The sequence below is a fragment of the Streptomyces sp. NPDC088387 genome, from assembly GCF_044753385.1.
In the GTDB taxonomy this organism is placed as follows: domain Bacteria; phylum Actinomycetota; class Actinomycetes; order Streptomycetales; family Streptomycetaceae; genus Streptomyces.
On sequence record NZ_JBIVNC010000011.1, the window covers coordinates 12,197 to 25,395 of the forward strand.

Here is a 13,199-nt window from a genome sequence, read left to right on the forward strand (position 1 = left end):
AAGCCCGGACGGGCCCGCGCGGGCCGTGCGGAGGCGGGGCCCGACGGGTGCCGAACAGGCCGGAAAATGGCCGACTCGGCGGCCACATGGGCGAAGTGGCCTTGAACGGGGCCGGGATGGGGGAAGGTTGAGACGTGCGGAAATGGTGGGTCGGTGGCGGCATAGCGGTCGCGCTCGGGCTGAGCTTCATGATGCTGCTCGTCGTCGGGGTGTACGTGATCGCCGGGAACGTCGCGGGCGGTGTGGGCGGCGGGACGAAGGCACTGGCCAAGGGGTCGGTGCCCGCCGCCTATCAGACGTTGGTGCAGAAGTGGGGCAACCTGTGCCCCGCGATCAACCCGGCCCTGCTCGCCGCGCAGCTCTACCAGGAGAGCGGCTTCAACCCCACCGCCAAGAGCCCGGCACAGGCGCAGGGCATAGCGCAGTTCATCCCCGGGACCTGGGCGACGCACGGGATCGACGGCGACGGTGACGGCGACCGTGACGTGTGGGACCCGCAGGACGCGATCCCCTCGGCCGCCACGTACGACTGCGAACTCGCCTCGTACGTCAAGGACGTGCCCGGCAACGCCACCCACAACATGCTCGCCGCCTACAACGCGGGCGCGTACGCGGTCATCAGGTACGGAGGCGTCCCCCCGTACAAGGAGACCCAGAACTACGTGCAGATCATCACCACGCTGGAGGAGAGCTTCGCCGCGCCCGTCGGCCGGGTCGACCCCTCCGAGCAGGCCGCCGGCGCCATCCACTACGCCCAGCAGAAGCTCGGCACGCTCTATCTGTGGGGCGGCAACGGTACGGCGGACCAGGGCGGGCGGTTCGACTGCTCGGGCCTGACCAAGGCGGCCTACGAGAGCGTCGGCATCACCCTGCCCCGGGTGGCCAACGACCAGTACAACGCGGGACCGCATCCCTCGCGGGACGAACTGCTCCCCGGCGACCTCGTGTTCTTCTCCGACGACCTCACCAATTCCCGGGCCATCCGCCACGTCGGTATCTACGTCGGTGGCGGGTACATGATCGACGCCCCGCGTCCCGGCGCCGTGATCCGGTTCGACCCCGTCGACACCCCCGACTACTTCGGTGCGACCCGGGTCACCGAGGATGGCGCGAAAGCGCTCCCCACAAACGTCTGAGCCGGGTCGAAAACGGTTCGAACCGAGTGTGAACCTGCCCCCTGAGCTGCGATGATGAGTCTCTCTTCGATAACGTCTGAGTGATCTTTCGGTGGAGTGTGGAACGTACTGAGAAGGGCCGTGCGTTTCTGTTCACGTAGTCGAGCGGACGTGTGACAGGACCGGTCCCACCAAGCGGATCTACAGACCACGGGGGTGGCAACACGGCGCGTACCCACGCGCGCCGGAAAGAGGACGACGAAGGGGCCGCTGAACATGGCTGGACTCGCGCTATCCGGGTCGAACCCCGACGTCGAGCTGCTCTACGACATCAATGGCCTGGCCAAGGACGCCCCGCAGTGGCTCGACCGGACGGTGGCGTACGTCGGTGAGTACGGGCTGCTGCTCGCGCTGGTCCTGCTGGTGCTCGGGGGCTGGTGGTCGGTGCGGCGCCGGTCGCCCAGTGCGGAGGAGGCGGCGTCGTCCGTCGCCGCGCTGATCTGGGCGCCGCTCGCGGCGGGTGTCGCCGTGCTGGTCAATGTGCCGATACGGGGGTTCGTGGAGCGGCGGCGGCCCTTCCTCGACCATCAGGGGCTCGACGTCCTGGTGTCCGGCAAGACCGACTTCTCGTTCGTGAGCGATCACGCGACGATCGCGATGGCTCTGGGCGTGGGGTTGTTCGTCGCCCATCGGCGGCTGGGGCTTGCCGGGATCGCTGTGGCGCTGGTCGAGGGGTTCTGCCGGGTGTACATGGGCGTGCACTATCCGACGGACGTGGTGGGGGGATTCGCGCTCGGCACGGCTGTTGCTCTGCTGTTGTCGCCGGTTGCGTCGGCGTTGTTGACGCCGGTCGTACGCGCGGTTGCGGCTTCGCCTGGGATCGGGGGGGTTGTGTGGCGCCGGCCCCGGGGGGTTGGGGGTGTGGTGGCCGGGGACTGTGCGGAGGAGTCTGCCGGGGGGCGTGAGAGGGATCTTGCGGCCTAGGGGGCGGGGGCGGGTGCCGGTGCCGGTGCGAGTGTCGGTGCGGGTGCGTTGTGGCTTGTCGCGCAGTTCCCCGCGCCCCTAGGTGGGTGGGTGTTTCTGGGTTGGAGAGGTTCCCCGTGCCTGGGTTGGAGAGGTTTCCTCTCTTACAGGGACTGGGGGTATGTGAAGAACTTTTGTGGGTCGTACTGCTTCTTCAGTTGGGCCAGTTTCGGGGCTGCTTCTCCGTAGTAGGCCTTGCGCCAGTTGGGGAGGGTGGGGTCCGTGTAGTTCTGGTAGGCGGCGCCCGAGGCGTGCGGGGCCATGGACTTGTGGGCCTTGGTCAGCCAGGACTGGGCCGTGGTGCCCGTCGTGCCGGCGCGCCAGGAGACGATGTACTGGGCCAGCATCCGCGAGCGGCGGTGGACGAAGGCGGTCGCCGTGGGGGAGACGCGGTTGATCGCGCCGCCGAGTGCCGTGAAGGCGATGCTGCCCGCGCCGCCGCGTACCGCGCGCATCTGGGACATCAGGGTCTGGATGCCGGCGGCGGACAGGGAGCGGTCGAAGAAGTCGGAGCGGGCGGCGTACGTCTCGCGGCCCAGCGCGCCCTGCGGTGAACGGCCCGGGGTCGGGCCCGGAAGGTGGCACTGCGCGTCCTTGGTGAACGACGAGCAGCCCGCGTACACCTCCATCGCGTCCTCGTAGCCCCGGCGGCGCAGCGAGACGTTGCTCGCGGAGGCGCCCACGCGGTCGGCGAGACGGTCGACGGCGTTCTGGAGTTCGCCGTACGTGCCGAGGGAGAACGCGGCGACGGAGATCGTGGGGGTGCCGCCCTCGGCGTTGGCGAGGTGCAGCGACGACCAGATCTCGTCCGGCTGGGACGGGCCCCACTCCTGCCAGGCCCTGATGACGGCGGCGGCGCGCGACCAGGGCCAGGAGAGGTAGGCGGAGACGGCCTGGGGCGCGGGGTGGGTGCGGAAGCGCAGCTCGGTCACCACGCCGAAGTTGCCGTTGCCCGCGCCGCGCAGGGCCCAGAAGAGGTCCTTGTTCTCGCGGGCGTTCGCCACCAGCTGCTTGCCGTCGGCGGTGATCAGCGTGGCCTGGGTGAGGCTGTCGCAGGTCAGTCCGTAGGCGCGGGAGACGACCCCGTGGCCGCCGCCGAGGGTGAGCCCGGAGACGCCGACGGTCGGGCAGGAGCCGGCCGGGATGGTCACTCCGCGCGCGGCCAGGGTGCGGTAGACGTCGATCAGCTTGGCGCCCGCGCCGACGACGGCCTCGTTGCCGCTCGCGCGCACCCGGTTCAGCTTGGAGACGTCGACGATCAGCCGTCCGTTGCCGGAGGACCAGCCCGCGTAGGAGTGGCCGCCGTTGCGGATGGCGACCTTGAGGTCGTGGGCGCGGGCGTACGTCACCGCCGTACGGATGTCGTCGGGGTGGGCGACGTAGGCGACGGCCGCCGGCTTGAGGGTGTCGAAGCGGGTGTTGTAGAGCTGCCGGGCCGCCGCCCAGGAGGCGTCACCCGGGCGGATCAGCGGGCCGTCGAGATCGCGGGCGAGGCCGGCCCAGTTCGCGGCGGCCGTGGCGGCGGCGGTGCGCACCGCCGTGCCGGTGCCGGAGGACGCGGCGGGCCCGGTGCCGGACGCCGTGGCGTCCGCCGGTCCGCTGCCGGTGGTGCAGGATGTCGCCGCCGCTGTGATGAGTGCGGCAGCGCCGCCGATGAACGTACGCCGCTCCATGTGGTGCCCCTCGCGTCGGCGCCGTTCCCCTGAGCGGGACGTCGCTTGCCGTACGTCGAAAACGCGCCGATTCCGGCGAGCGAAAGCGACGCTTCCTGTGGAACGAGACGGTGCCGCGGCATTCGGGGTTCCCGGGGCGGGAGGGGCGTTGCGCGGAGTGCCCCGAGGGGCCGCGGGGCCGGGTGCATTGGTGTAGCGTCAGCCCGGAAAGTCCTGTTTGTCCCTCATGGTTGAGCTCGCGACGCTGGTTGGCAAGGGGGCGGCGGAGGGCCGGAAGGGAAGCGGGGATTCCGTTTTGTCCGGCTCGTGGCGGCCCCGCGTGACCGGTTCGATGCCGGGACCGTCACGTGCTCTCCCCGTGAGCATTCCGTGACCTAACCACAAAGTCCCGAGGGGTTCACGCCTCGTTCACTTTCGGCCATAGGCGGCTTCACCTGATCTGCCTAATTTCGGCCCTACCGATGCGACGCGTGCTCGAAAGCATGTCCGCGTCACCAAGACTTCGCACGCCGCCGGATTCAGGACGGCGGCTCCTGGAAGGACATTCCGAAAGTGAAGCTTCAGCGCATGAACCGGCGGGCCCTCACCCTCGGTGCTCTCGCCGTCTCCGGCGCCCTGGCCCTCACGGCGTGCGGCTCGGACGACACCGGCACCAGCGGCAGCGACAGCAGCGCCTCGTCGACCGGTGCGGCCAGTGACATCGCGTGTGACGACGCCAGCGGCCAGATCCTCGCCGACGGCTCCTCCGCGCAGAAGAACGCCATCGACGCCTGGGTCAAGCAGTTCACCCAGGCCTGCAACGGCGTGCAGATCAACTACAAGGGCGGCGGCTCCGGCGCCGGTGTGACCGCGTTCACCCAGGGCACCGTCGCCTTCGCCGGCTCCGACTCCGCGCTGGAGCCCGAGGAGATCGAGGCGTCGAAGCAGGTCTGCTCCGGCGGCCAGGGCGTCGACCTCCCGATGGTCGGCGGACCGATCGCCCTCGGCTACAACGTCCCGGGTGTCGACAACCTCGTCCTGGACGCGCCGACCCTCGCCCAGATCTTCGACGACAAGATCACCAACTGGAACGACGAGGCCATCGCGAAGCTCAACCCCGACGCGAAGCTTCCCGACCTGAAGATCCAGGCGTTCCACCGTGCCGAGGACTCCGGCACCACGGACAACTTCACCAAGTACCTGATCGCCACCACCCCGGACAACTGGAAGTACGAGGGCGGCAAGGCCTGGCAGGCCAAGGGCGGCCAGGCGGCCACCGGTTCCGCGGGCATGGCCCAGCAGGTCAAGCAGAACTCCGGCGCCATCGGCTACATGGAGCTCTCGTACGCGAAGGACCTGTCCGTCGTCGCCGTCGACACGGGTGCGGCCGAGCCGGTCCAGGCCTCCGTCGAGAGTGCCACCAAGGCCGTCGCCGACGCCAAGGTCGTCGGCACGGGCAAGGACCTGGCCCTGGAGCTGAACTACGCGACCAAGGCCGACGGCGCCTACCCGATCACCCTGGTCACGTACGAGATCGTCTGCGACAAGGGCAACAAGTCCGAGACGCTGCCCGCCACGAAGGCGTTCCTCACCTACATCGCGAGCGAGGACGGCCAGCAGCTGCTGGCGGACAACGACTACGCCCCGATGCCGGCCGACATCATCGCCAAGGTCCGGACCACCATCTCCGAGCTGAGCTGACCCGAGTGCGGTCCGGTCCCCGTCCGGGGCCGGGCCGCACCGTCCGGTGCACCGCCGCCCGGAGCCGCTCCTCGTACGCGGCTCCTCCGAGCCGCGCGAAGCGCGGTTCCGCAGACCGGAGACTCCGATGGACATAACGACGAAGAACACTGACGCACCTCCCCCCGCACCACAGCCTTCCGACCCCGAGCAGAAGCGCGCCGCCCGCGGCGCGACCCGGCCCGGAGACCGTGTCTTCCTCGGTCTCACCCGCGGGTCGGGCATCCTGCTGCTCGCCGTCATGGCCGCCATCGCGGTCTTCCTCACCTGGCGCGCGGCCGTCGCGATCAGCAAGGACGAGGGCAACTTCCTCACCACCTTCGAGTGGAACACCAACCTCCAGCCGCCGGTCTTCGGCATCGCGGTCCTGGCCTTCGGCACGGTCGTGTCGTCGATCATCGCCATGGTCATCGCGGTCCCGATCGCCGTCTCCATCGCGCTGTTCCTCACGCACTACGCGCCGCGCCGGCTGCGCGGGCCGATCGGCTACGTGATCGACCTGCTCGCCGCCGTGCCGTCCATCGTGTACGGCCTCTGGGGCGCCCTGGTCCTGGTGCCGCACATGGCGGGGCTGTTCGGTTGGCTCGACACCTACTTCGGCTGGACCGGCATCTTCGAGTGGTCGGGCGGCGCCCCGCGCTCGATGCTCACCGTCGGCATTCTGCTCGCGATCATGATCCTGCCGATCATCACCAACGTGAGCCGTGAGGTCTTCCGGCAGGTCCCGCAGATGCACGAGGAGGCGGCCCTGGCGCTCGGCGCCACACGCTGGGAGGTCATCCGCATGGCGGTGCTGCCCTTCGGCCGCTCCGGTGTGATCTCCGCGTCGATGCTCGGCCTCGGCCGCGCGCTCGGCGAGACGATGGCCGTGGCGACCGTGCTGTCCCCGAGCTTCACCATCGAGGCCAGCCTGCTCGACCCGGGCGGCGGCACCTTCGCCCAGAACATCGCCAGCAAGTTCAGTGAGGCCTCGGAGTTCGGGCGGGACGCGCTCATCGCCTCGGGTCTGGTCCTCTTCGTCATCACGCTGCTGGTCAACGGCGCGGCCCGCGCGATCATCGCCCGCCGCAGTGAGTACTCGGGGGCCAACGCATGAGCAACGCCGTCATCGACCAGAAGCCGCACACCCTGCGCGGCGCGACCCTGCCCAAGTGGACGCCGTACGCGGTGGCCGGCGGCTCGATCGTGCTCGCCGTGGCCATCGGCCTGGGCGCCGGCCTCGACAGCCGGGTCCAGTGGGGCCTGATCGCCGCGATCCTGTTCCTCGTCATCACCTTCGGCGTCGCTGCCAGGGTCGAGGGCAAGCGGCAGGCCAAGGACCGGATCGCCACCGCGCTGGTCTGGGTCGCCTTCCTGCTCGCCGTCGTACCGCTGGCCTCCCTGGTCTGGGAGACCGTCGAGCGCGGTGTGAAGGTCCTCGACATCTACTTCCTGACCCACTCCATGGGTGTGGTCGCCGACTCCGAGGTCGGCGGTGGCGCCTACGCCGCCATCCTCGGCTCCCTGGAGCAGGTCGGCCTGGCCACGGCCATGGGCGCTCCGATCGGTATCTTCACCGCGATCTACCTGGTGGAGTACGGACGCGGCAAGCTCGCCAAGGCCGTCACCTTCTTCGTCGACGTCATGACGGGCATCCCGTCGATCGTCGCCGGTCTGTTCATCCTCAGCATCATGCTGATCTTCGACATGCAGCCGTTCGGTTTCGCCGGCTCGCTCGCCCTGGCCATCCTGATGATGCCCGTGGTCGTCCGCTCCACGGAGGAGATGCTCAAGCTCGTACCCAACGAGCTGCGCGAGGCCTCCCTGGCGCTGGGCATCCCGAAGTGGCGCACCATCCTGAAGGTGGTCCTGCCGACCGCCATCGGCGGTATCACCACCGGCGTCATGCTGTCGGTCGCCCGTATCGCGGGTGAGACCGCGCCGGTGCTGCTGCTGGTGTTCGGCAACCCCTTCATCAACGCCAACCCCTTCGAGGGTGCGCAGGCCTCGCTGCCGCTGTACATCTACCAGCAGTATCAGCAGAGCCAGTCCGAGGCGGCGTACGACCGTGCGTGGGCAGCGTCGCTGACGCTGATCGCGTTCGTGATGATCCTGAACCTGTTGGCCCGCGGCATCGCCCGCTGGAAGGCCCCGAAGACCGGTCGCTGACGCGGCCATGAAGCGACCGATTTCCGAAAGAAGCAGTGATTTCCATGGCCAAGCGCATTGATGTCAGCGGCCTCAGCGCCTACTACGGCTCGTTCCTGGCCATCGAGGACATCTCGATGACCGTCGAGCCCCGTTCCGTGACGGCCTTCATCGGCCCGTCCGGCTGCGGCAAGTCCACGTTCCTGCGCACGCTCAACCGGATGCACGAGGTGACGCCGGGCGGCCGGGTCGACGGCAAGGTCATGCTCGACGAGGAGAACCTGTACGGCGCCGGGGTCGACCCCGTGGCCGTACGGCGTGAGGTCGGCATGGTCTTCCAGCGGCCGAACCCGTTCCCGACGATGTCGGTGTACGACAACGTCGCGGCCGGCCTGAAGCTGAACGGTTCGTACAAGAAGTCCCAGCTGGACGACATCGTGGAGAAGTCGCTCAAGGGCGCGAACCTCTGGAACGAGGTCAAGGACCGTCTGAACAAGCCGGGTTCCGGGCTCTCCGGTGGTCAGCAGCAGCGGCTGTGCATCGCGCGGGCGATCGCCGTCGAGCCGAACGTGCTGCTCATGGACGAGCCGTGCTCGGCGCTCGACCCGATCTCCACGCTCGCGATCGAGGACCTCATCGGTGAGCTCAAGGAGCGGTTCACGATCGTCATCGTGACGCACAACATGCAGCAGGCTGCGCGGGTCTCCGACCGTACGGCGTTCTTCAACCTCGCTGCCGTGGGGCAGCCGGGGAAGCTGATCGAGATCGATGACACGGAGCGGATCTTCTCCAATCCGTCTGTGCAGGCTACGGAGGACTACATCTCCGGTCGGTTTGGCTGAGGCCGGCCGTTGGGACCCCTCGCGGTGCTGCATGGCGGTGCCACCGCGAGGCAGAAGAGGGCCCGCCCCCTTTGGGGGGCGGGCCCGTTTCGCATCCCGGACGCGCGGTGCCTGCGGCGGCGGTGCGTTTGCGGGTGCGGGGTGCCTGCGGCGGCGGTGCGTTTCCGGGTGCGGGTGCTTCGTGGCTGGTTGCGCAGTTCCCCGCGCCCCTATCGCCTCGCGGGGGCGTCGGGTGTGTGGCGGGTGCGGGTGCGTTGTGGTTGCTCGCGCAGTTCCCCGCGCCCCTATCGCCTCGCGGGGCGCCGGTTGTGTGGCGGGTGCGGGTGCGTTGTGGTTGCTCGCGCAGTTCCCCGCGCCCCCAAGACGGCGGCGTTCACCGGAGGTTTTTTTAGGGGCGCGGGGAACTGCGCGACCAGCCACGACGGGCCCGCGGGGAAATGTTTGCCGGGGTTACAGGAATGCCAGGTAGACGATTCCGTAGGCGCCGGCTGCCACCAGCCCGGCCGCCGGCATCGTGATGAACCAGCCGAGGACGATGTTCTTGGCGACGCCCCAGCGCACCGCGTTCACCCGCTTCGTCGCTCCGACGCCCATGATCGCCGACGTGATGACGTGGGTCGTGGAGATCGGGGCCTTGAAGAGGAACGCCGTGGTGAACATGATCGCCGCGCCGGTCGTCTCCGCGGCGAATCCCTGTGGGGGGTCCAGTTCGATGATCTTGCGGCCCAGCGTCCGCATGATCCGCCAGCCACCGGCGTACGTGCCCAGCGACAGCATCATCGCGCAGACGATCTTCACCCAGACCGGGATCGGGTCGCCGTAGTCCTCCACGTCGGCGATGACCAGGGCCATCACCACGATGCCCATCGTCTTCTGGGCGTCCTGGAGGCCGTGGCCGAGGGCCATACCGGCGGCCGACACGGTCTGCGCGATACGGAAGCCGCGCTTGGCCTTGTGCGGGTTGGACCGGCGGAACATCCACATGATCGCGGTCATCACGAGATAGCCGACGCCCAGTCCGACCAGCGGCGACACGAACATCGGGATGATGACCTTGTCGAAGACACCGTGCCAGTACACCCCCGTACCGCCCGCGAGCGCGGCGCCCACCAGGCCGCCGAACAGGGCGTGCGAGGAGGACGAGGGCAGGCCGAAGTACCAGGTGATGAGGTTCCAGGTGATCGCGCCGAGCAGCGCGGCGAAGAGGATGCCCATCCCCTTCGAGCCCTCGGGGGTCTCGATCAGCCCCTCGGAGACGGTCTTGGCGACACCGCTGCCGAGGAACGCGCCGGCCAGGTTCATGACCGCGGCCATCAGCAGCGCGGCCCTGGGCGTCAGGGCCCGGGTCGACACGGAGGTGGCGATGGCGTTCGCCGAGTCGTGGAAGCCGTTGGTATAGGTGAAGAACAGCGCGACCAGGATGGTCACGACCAGGGCAAGAGTGTCCATGGCCGGGCCTCAGGACTCCTTTACCGCGATGGTCTCCACCGTGTTCGCCACGTGCTCGAAGGCGTCCGCGGCCTCTTCGAGGACATCCACGATCTGCTTCAGCTTGAGGACCTCGATGGCGTCGTACTTGCCGTTGAAGAGGTGGGCCAGCAGCTTGCGGTGGATCTGGTCGGCCTGGTTCTCCAGGCGGTTGACCTCGATCCAGTACTCGGTGAGGTTGTCCATCGTGCGCAGGTTCGGCATCGCCTCGGCCGTCAGCTCGGCGGCCCGCGCCAGCACCTCGATCTGCTGCTCGACGCCCTTGGGAAGCTCCTCGACGTTGTAGAGGACGACCAGGTCGACGGCTTCCTCCATGAAGTCCATGATGTCGTCGAGGCAGGACGCGAGGTTGTAGATGTCCTCGCGGTCGAAGGGCGTGATGAACGAGGAGTTCAGCTGGTGGAAGATCGCGTGTGTGGCGTCGTCACCGGCGTGTTCCGCTGCCCGCATACGCTCCGCGATCTCGGCCCGGGCAGACGCGTCCGCCCCGAGCAGTTCCATCAGGAGTTTCGAGCCCGTGACGATGTTGTCCGCGGATGCGGCGAACATGTCGTAGAAGCTCGTCTCCCGGGGGGTCAGACGAAAGCGCACGTGGGGTCCTCTTGGTGCTTCGGTTTCGGTCAGGCTGATGCTAGGCGCATCATCCGGCCACGGCTAATGGGCCGTCCCCCAGTGTCGCCCATAAAGCAGACTTGTCGGCACGGGGGCGGTACGAGGTCGCGGCCCGGCCATTGCCGGAGGCGTTGGCCAAAGGCCCTATACCCAGGAGAATTCGCTACCATATACCCAGTAGGGGTATGTGTCTGGAGCTGGAGGACGCGATGACGACCACAGAGGCCGGCGCGGGAGCGCCCTCCGCCCCCGTGACCGGGGAAGTGGTCACGGACCACGACCGCGGAGTGCACGGCTACCACAAGCAGAAGGACGAGCACCTGAAGCGGCTGCGCCGGATCGAGGGGCAGATCCGCGGTCTCCAGCGGATGGTCGACGAGGACGTCTACTGCATCGACATACTCACGCAGGTCTCCGCGTCCACGAAGGCCCTCCAGTCCTTCGCGTTGCAGCTCCTGGAGGAGCATCTGCGGCACTGCGTGGCCGACGCCGCCGTCAAGGGCGGCGACGAGATCGACGCCAAGGTCGAGGAAGCGACGAAGGCGATCGGGCGGCTGCTGCGCACCTGAGCCGCGGAAGTGGCCGAAAACCGGCGGGTGGGCACTCGGTGTCCGCCCGCCGGTCGCGTTCAGCCGCTCTGCGTGCCGCGCTCCTCGGCCACCCGCAGCACCTCGTCGATGCTCTCCAGGCTGAGCCGGTCCTCGTGCGCGGCCGAGGCCGCGATGATCAGCTCTCCGCAGAGCTCGATCTCGGCGAGGGCCACGTAGTCCTGTACTGCCGTACCGCCGACCGGAGCCACGTGCATCACCTCGTCTCTGCCGTCACCGACTTCCTAGAGTAGGGAGCCGTCAACACAACGCGCATGGCACGGACGGGCTAGTTCTCGCGCCCTGGGGCGGGTCGTCCCTGGGGGCCCGCTCACTCCTCGGCGATTCTGCCGGCGTAGATGTCCGCGCGGTCCGGCAACCGTACGTCCACCCGGACCCCGAAGTCGTACAGCAGGGTCGTCGAGGCGACCGCCACGGTGCCCCTGTCGCGTCCGCCGACAAAGCTGAAACGGTGCCTGACCTTGCGGATCCTGCCCTCGTCGTCGAGGAACACGTCGAACGGGACCGCGGCCGTGGCGAACCCTTTCGCCGCCGCGCGCAGCGAGTCACGGCCGCCCGCGGAGGCGCCCTTCGCGGCCAGTGCCAGATCGGCGGTGCCGCGGTAGTGCCGGACCTCGGTGCCCGCGACCTCCGTCTCGCCGACGTACGTCGCCGTCCGCGCCCCGCGCAGCACCTCGGCCGCGGCGAACGGGTCGGTGGCCCCGCCGGTCACCAGGTTGCCGTCGGACAGGGAGGCGGTCTCGACCCGGACCCACTTGTCGGCGGGGACTCCGGCGCCGCGGTTCTTCATGAACAGGGCGCCCGGCGCGAGCAGTTCGGTGATGGGCGGGTCCTCGCCGCGGCCCGCCGGGTCCTGCGGCAGCCGTACCTTCAGCTCGCCGAGGCGGCGGGTGTAGTCGTAGACGCCCTCGCCGCGGATGGTCACACGGGTGCCGCCGGTCGCCATCTCCATCGACGTACGGGCCTTGGAGGTGCCGGCGTCGACCAGGGCGTCCGCGGCCCGGTGCAGGGCCGGGACCGGATCGGGGGCCGGCGCGTCGTCGGCGACGGCACCGCCGCCGGAACAGCCCGCGGCGGCCAGACAGACACCGGCCATGAGCCCCGCGACGACCGTGCCGCCCGCCTTGCCGTGCTGCCAACGCGCCATCTGCCGCTACCCCCAGCCGTCCGTGTCCCGGGCCCGCCGTCGTTCCGGTTAACGACGGGTAGGAAGCGCCGTCACGCTCGCCGCAGGGGAAGGGGGTGCCCCGGACACGGGGGTCCGCTCCGGCGTACGCAAGGGTCGTTACACGACCTCGACGCGCGCCATGCGCACTGTTTACCCGGCCTCGCTACCTTGGAGGACGTGACACACGAGGAGCGGTCCGCCGCCCCGCAGGACCTTCCGGAACACCGCACGAGCACCGTCGAACGGGGCCCCTTCTGTCTGGCCAGCTGCGTCTGCGGCTGGCGGGGCCCGGCCCGGCGCGCCCGCAGCCTGGCGAGAACGGACGCCCAGGGCCATCTGACGGCCGGGTGAGCCCTGCCCGCCGGTACCGGCTCCGGCCCCCTGGAGCCGTGCCGGTCAGTTCCCCGTGTGTTCGAGCGCGCGGACCAGTTCGGTGACGAGGTCCTGGTCACGAGGCTGGGTGAGGCGGGTGCGGGCCTCCTCCGGGGTGAGCCAGAGGATGCGGTCGACCTCGTCGTTCGGGGCGAAGGCGCCGCCGGTCGCCTCGGCCGCCCAGTAACGCACCTCTTTGGGGCGGCCGTTGGCGAGGTAGCGGGTGGTGCTGAGCTCGGTGCCGGGCGCCGCGGTGTAGCCGGTCTCCTCGGCCACCTCGCGCAGCGCCCCCGCGAGCGCCTCCTCGCCCCGCTTGAGCTTGCCCTTCGGGTGGGACCAGTCGTCGTACTTCGGCCGGTGGACGAGACAGAGCCGCAGTCCGCCGTCGAGCGGTGAGCGGCGCCACAGGAGACAGCCCGCCGCCAGGACCGTGGTGTCGTGCATACGGGTCA

General features: G+C 69.4%; 14 protein-coding genes. 8 read left to right on the forward strand and 6 right to left on the reverse strand.

The window, feature by feature from the left end:
• Positions 1–188: 188 nt before the first annotated feature.
• Positions 189–1,136 carry an NlpC/P60 family protein gene (locus ACIQAC_RS27155; RefSeq protein WP_402195688.1) on the forward strand — a complete coding sequence of 316 codons (948 nt, stop codon included), beginning with the start codon at positions 189–191 and terminating at the stop codon, positions 1,134–1,136.
• 255 nt (positions 1,137–1,391) lie between these two features.
• Positions 1,392–2,099, forward strand: a complete 708-nt coding sequence (locus tag ACIQAC_RS27160; protein ID WP_402195149.1) for a phosphatase PAP2 family protein — start codon at positions 1,392–1,394, stop codon at positions 2,097–2,099.
• 143 nt (positions 2,100–2,242) lie between these two features.
• Here ACIQAC_RS27160 and ACIQAC_RS27165 read toward each other — a convergent pair whose 3' ends face one another.
• On the reverse strand, positions 2,243–3,811 hold the full coding sequence (locus ACIQAC_RS27165; RefSeq protein WP_402195152.1) for an FAD-binding oxidoreductase: 1,569 nt from the start codon (positions 3,809–3,811) through the stop codon (positions 2,243–2,245).
• Between the two features lie 552 nt (positions 3,812–4,363).
• Between ACIQAC_RS27165 and pstS the strand changes: the two genes are divergently transcribed.
• The 4 genes from pstS to pstB all read left to right on the forward strand — a co-directional run bounded on the left by pstS (position 4,364) and on the right by pstB (position 8,499).
• Entirely contained in the window at positions 4,364–5,491 is a 1,128-nt protein-coding gene (gene pstS / locus ACIQAC_RS27170) for a phosphate ABC transporter substrate-binding protein PstS (RefSeq protein ID WP_402195155.1), read from the forward strand.
• 127 nt (positions 5,492–5,618) lie between these two features.
• Positions 5,619–6,626: a phosphate ABC transporter permease subunit PstC gene (gene pstC, locus ACIQAC_RS27175; protein ID WP_402195157.1), complete on the forward strand. Its 1,008-nt coding sequence runs from the start codon at positions 5,619–5,621 to the stop codon at positions 6,624–6,626.
• Complete coding sequence (gene pstA / locus ACIQAC_RS27180; RefSeq protein ID WP_402195159.1) at positions 6,623–7,678, forward strand: phosphate ABC transporter permease PstA; 1,056 nt, start codon at positions 6,623–6,625, stop codon at positions 7,676–7,678. The genes pstC and pstA overlap by 4 nt, the downstream gene beginning before the upstream one ends.
• A 44-nt stretch (positions 7,679–7,722) precedes the next feature.
• Positions 7,723–8,499: a phosphate ABC transporter ATP-binding protein PstB gene (gene pstB, locus ACIQAC_RS27185; RefSeq protein WP_402195162.1), complete on the forward strand. Its 777-nt coding sequence runs from the start codon at positions 7,723–7,725 to the stop codon at positions 8,497–8,499.
• Between the two features lie 450 nt (positions 8,500–8,949).
• On the opposite strand, the gene ACIQAC_RS27190 is transcribed toward pstB, so the two are convergent.
• Both ACIQAC_RS27190 and ACIQAC_RS27195 read right to left on the reverse strand, forming a co-directional pair.
• Positions 8,950–9,948, reverse strand: a complete 999-nt coding sequence (locus ACIQAC_RS27190) for an anion permease (protein WP_402195164.1) — start codon at positions 9,946–9,948, stop codon at positions 8,950–8,952.
• Between the two features lie 9 nt (positions 9,949–9,957).
• The gene (locus tag ACIQAC_RS27195; protein ID WP_402195166.1) at positions 9,958–10,578 is read right to left on the reverse strand and encodes a DUF47 domain-containing protein; all 621 of its coding nucleotides are present in this window, start codon (positions 10,576–10,578) and stop codon (positions 9,958–9,960) included.
• Between the two features lie 230 nt (positions 10,579–10,808).
• Here ACIQAC_RS27195 and ACIQAC_RS27200 point away from each other — a divergent pair, with 230 nt between their 5' ends.
• Positions 10,809–11,168, forward strand: coding sequence for a metal-sensitive transcriptional regulator (locus ACIQAC_RS27200; RefSeq protein ID WP_402195167.1), 360 nt, complete (start codon positions 10,809–10,811; stop codon positions 11,166–11,168).
• 59 nt (positions 11,169–11,227) lie between these two features.
• Here the strand turns inward: ACIQAC_RS27200 and ACIQAC_RS27205 are convergent, their stop codons facing one another.
• Together ACIQAC_RS27205 and ACIQAC_RS27210 are read right to left on the reverse strand one after the other, a co-directional pair.
• Positions 11,228–11,404, reverse strand: a complete 177-nt coding sequence (locus ACIQAC_RS27205) for a hypothetical protein (RefSeq protein ID WP_402195170.1) — start codon at positions 11,402–11,404, stop codon at positions 11,228–11,230.
• A gap of 113 nt (positions 11,405–11,517) precedes the next feature.
• On the reverse strand, positions 11,518–12,354 hold the full coding sequence (locus ACIQAC_RS27210; RefSeq protein WP_402195172.1) for a hypothetical protein: 837 nt from the start codon (positions 12,352–12,354) through the stop codon (positions 11,518–11,520).
• 198 nt (positions 12,355–12,552) lie between these two features.
• Between ACIQAC_RS27210 and ACIQAC_RS27215 the strand changes: the two genes are divergently transcribed.
• Entirely contained in the window at positions 12,553–12,726 is a 174-nt protein-coding gene (locus ACIQAC_RS27215; RefSeq protein WP_402195175.1) for a hypothetical protein, read from the forward strand.
• A 45-nt stretch (positions 12,727–12,771) separates the two neighbouring features.
• On the opposite strand, the gene ACIQAC_RS27220 is transcribed toward ACIQAC_RS27215, so the two are convergent.
• Entirely contained in the window at positions 12,772–13,191 is a 420-nt protein-coding gene (locus ACIQAC_RS27220; protein ID WP_402195176.1) for an NUDIX hydrolase, read from the reverse strand.
• Between the last annotated feature and the right edge of the window lie 8 nt (positions 13,192–13,199).

What these genes read in the sequence shown, in the direction of transcription:
- ACIQAC_RS27205 (WP_402195170.1), bottom strand. Translation starts at nt 11,404, where the DNA reads ATGCACGTGGCTCCGGTCGGCGGTACGGCAGTACAGGACTACGTGGCC.
- ACIQAC_RS27200 (WP_402195167.1), top strand. Translation starts at nt 10,809, where the DNA reads ATGACGACCACAGAGGCCGGCGCGGGAGCGCCCTCCGCCCCCGTGACC.
- pstA (WP_402195159.1), top strand. Translation starts at nt 6,623, where the DNA reads ATGAGCAACGCCGTCATCGACCAGAAGCCGCACACCCTGCGCGGCGCG.
- ACIQAC_RS27165 (WP_402195152.1), bottom strand. Translation starts at nt 3,811, where the DNA reads ATGGAGCGGCGTACGTTCATCGGCGGCGCTGCCGCACTCATCACAGCG.
- ACIQAC_RS27155 (WP_402195688.1), top strand. Translation starts at nt 189, where the DNA reads ATGATGCTGCTCGTCGTCGGGGTGTACGTGATCGCCGGGAACGTCGCG.
- ACIQAC_RS27190 (WP_402195164.1), bottom strand. Translation starts at nt 9,948, where the DNA reads ATGGACACTCTTGCCCTGGTCGTGACCATCCTGGTCGCGCTGTTCTTC.
- pstB (WP_402195162.1), top strand. Translation starts at nt 7,723, where the DNA reads ATGGCCAAGCGCATTGATGTCAGCGGCCTCAGCGCCTACTACGGCTCG.
- pstC (WP_402195157.1), top strand. Translation starts at nt 5,619, where the DNA reads ATGGACATAACGACGAAGAACACTGACGCACCTCCCCCCGCACCACAG.
- ACIQAC_RS27210 (WP_402195172.1), bottom strand. Translation starts at nt 12,354, where the DNA reads ATGGCGCGTTGGCAGCACGGCAAGGCGGGCGGCACGGTCGTCGCGGGG.
- ACIQAC_RS27220 (WP_402195176.1), bottom strand. Translation starts at nt 13,191, where the DNA reads ATGCACGACACCACGGTCCTGGCGGCGGGCTGTCTCCTGTGGCGCCGC.
- ACIQAC_RS27160 (WP_402195149.1), top strand. Translation starts at nt 1,392, where the DNA reads ATGGCTGGACTCGCGCTATCCGGGTCGAACCCCGACGTCGAGCTGCTC.